We start from the raw sequence: 2,442 nt of genomic DNA on the forward strand, positions 1-2,442 counted from the left end.
CAGGCGCCCACCGTCGAAAGCAGCGGTGATCTTCTTGCGGCCAACGGCTGGAAACGGGAAGGTGGCAGGTGTATCGTCCGGCATGGCGAGTGTGGCACAGGGCAATTGGTGGCAGGGATTAGTCTCAACAACCAAATCCTACGCTGCTTCAAGTGCTTAAGCTACACTCGCCAGCCTTCATCAACCTTCCCATGCATAAGAACGGTTAGTGTAGGGCAGGCTTATCCAACCGTAGCATCGTAAGGGGAGGAGCGGGTCAATGAATGCTATCGGGACAGCTGATCTATGCGACACGTTCGCAGCGGATGTGCAGGTTTGTGCAGCACAGTTCCGGATGTTCGGCGCCCGCAGGTCGTTCAGCGGCATAATCCAGACCGTCAGCACTTATGAGGATGCCGGATTGGTCAAACAGTGCCTCGAGCAACCGGGCCAAGGGCGGGTCTTGGTCGTGGATGGAGGCGGGTCAACTCGCGTTGCACTACTTGGCGATAGGCTTGCAACGCTTGCCATCCAGAATGGCTGGGCAGGCGTAATCGTACTCGGAGCCGTTCGCGATACAGAGGTGCTTGCAAGCCTGGACATTGGTGTGGTCGGGCTGGCGGCCACCCCCCTCCGTGGCTCCCTAGATGGCGCAGGGAGTATGGGGGCTGCTTTCCAATTCGGTAGTGCCGACTTCGCACCAGGTCGGCAGGTGTACTGCGATGCAGATGGCGTAGTCGTGAGCGCTCAGCCGCTGAGTGACGCTTACGACGGAGTTCAGGATGCCAGCGCTTATTGAGCGAACCTGACTTCCAAACCAGGCACCAGGGAGGTCAGGATGGGGAAGACCATCAGGTTAGCCGAAGCTGTGGCGCGGATTCCGGACGGCGCCCGCATCATGATCGGGGGCTTCATGGGCGTGGGCACGCCGCCGCGGCTCATTGAGGAGACAGTAAGGCAGGGCAAAAAGGACCTGACGATCATCGCAAACGACACGGCTCGGCCAGGCGTCGGGATCGGCAAGTTGATCGACGCAGGATTGGTCCGGAAGGTCGTCACCAGCCACATTGGCACGAACCCCGAGACCCAGCGCCGGATGCTCGCCGGTGAGATCGAGGTCGAGTTGGTGCCTCAGGGCACATTGGCCGAGCGCATCCGTGCTGGTGGGTACGGTCTTGGGGGAGTGCTTACGCCGACCGGCATTGGGACCGACGTCGCCGAAGGAAAGCGTACGGTCGAAGTGGACGGCCAGCACTTCTTGCTGGAACTACCGTTGAAGGCGGACTTCGCCTACCTGCACGCCAAGCAGGCCGACTACCTCGGCAATCTCGCCTATGCGCTGACCGCGCGGAACTTCAATCCGCTAATGGCGATGGCGGCTGGTATCGTCATGGCCGAGGCTCAGAACATCGTGCCGGTCGGCGTAATTCCGCCTGACGCAGTCATGACGCCCGCTGTTCTGGTCGACCACCTGATCCTGAAGGAGCGGCACCATGGATGAGCGCGAACTGATTGCGAAACGCGTCGCTCGGGAACTGAAGGACGGCGATCTCGTCAATCTCGGCATCGGCCTGCCGACCCACGTTGCAGCGTATGTGCCACCAAACGCCGCCATTTTCTTTCAGAGCGAGAACGGCGTTGTCGGCATGCTGGCCTTGCCTGAGGAAGGCCTCGAGGCCGAGGACCTCACGGATGCCGGCGGCGGTCCGATCGGCGCGCTGCCGGGTGCAGCCACGTTCGACAGCGCGATGTCCTTCGGCCTCATCCGGGGTGGACATCTGGACGTCACGGTCCTGGGCGGTCTCCAAGTGGATCAGGAAGGACGTCTTGCCAACTGGATGGTCCCCGGCCGGATGGTGCCCGGAATGGGCGGCGCCATGGACTTAGTCTCCGGCGCTAAGCGGGTGATCGTGGCGATGACGCACACCGCCAAGGGGCACCCCAAAATCGTCAAGCATTGCACGTTGCCGCTGACCTCAATTCGGCGCGTCAACCTCGTGGTCACCGACATGGCGGTGATCGAGCCAACGGACGAAGGGCTTGTGCTCAAAGAACTCGCTCCTGGGACCACAGTCGAAGCTGTGCGGGAAGCGACCGAGGCTGACCTGATCGTCCCGGATCATGTGCCGTTCATGGCCGCCTGATCACCTCGGTTCCGCGCGTGAAAGAGAAGATCAACAGTATTAAGATCAGGCGGTGCGTTACGGGTGTCTGGGCGGGAGTGCAAATCTCAGCCAGCTAGGCAGTTGGCTGAGCCTGCTCCTGTTGGCCGTTGGCCGTTCAAGACAAACAGGGAGGAAAAAATGAACAACCCACCGAATGGCTTCGTCCCTAGCTAGTTTCCGTCCATAAACGTGCACATCTCGGAGCATTTACAATAGGTTGTGCCGAGTTGGAGTGGCTTTGACGAGGATAGGCAGGGTGAAGAGCGCTGAGTATCGACAAAAATGGTATCGTCGGCGC

The 2,442-nt window shown here is 60.5% G+C and carries 3 protein-coding genes; all 3 read left to right on the forward strand.

Annotated features, from left to right (window positions below; all coding sequences use genetic code 11):
• Window positions 1-259 precede the first annotated feature (259 nt).
• From rraA to FS320_RS41735, 3 genes are read left to right on the forward strand one after another with little or no spacing between them, the layout of a single operon-like run.
• A complete protein-coding gene (gene rraA, locus FS320_RS51280) occupies window positions 260-778 on the forward strand; it encodes a ribonuclease E activity regulator RraA (protein ID WP_152718434.1) in 519 nt (172 codons plus the stop codon).
• 39 nt (window positions 779-817) lie between these two features.
• Window positions 818-1,480 carry a CoA transferase subunit A gene (locus FS320_RS41730; RefSeq protein ID WP_152718435.1) on the forward strand — a complete coding sequence of 221 codons (663 nt, stop codon included), beginning with the start codon at window positions 818-820 and terminating at the stop codon, window positions 1,478-1,480.
• Complete coding sequence (locus FS320_RS41735) at window positions 1,473-2,123, forward strand: 3-oxoacid CoA-transferase subunit B (protein WP_152718436.1); 651 nt, start codon at window positions 1,473-1,475, stop codon at window positions 2,121-2,123. The genes FS320_RS41730 and FS320_RS41735 overlap by 8 nt, the downstream gene beginning before the upstream one ends.
• Window positions 2,124-2,442 lie beyond the last annotated feature (319 nt).

This window comes from Microvirga tunisiensis, from assembly GCF_009296175.1.
Classification (GTDB): domain Bacteria; phylum Pseudomonadota; class Alphaproteobacteria; order Rhizobiales; family Beijerinckiaceae; genus Microvirga; species Microvirga tunisiensis.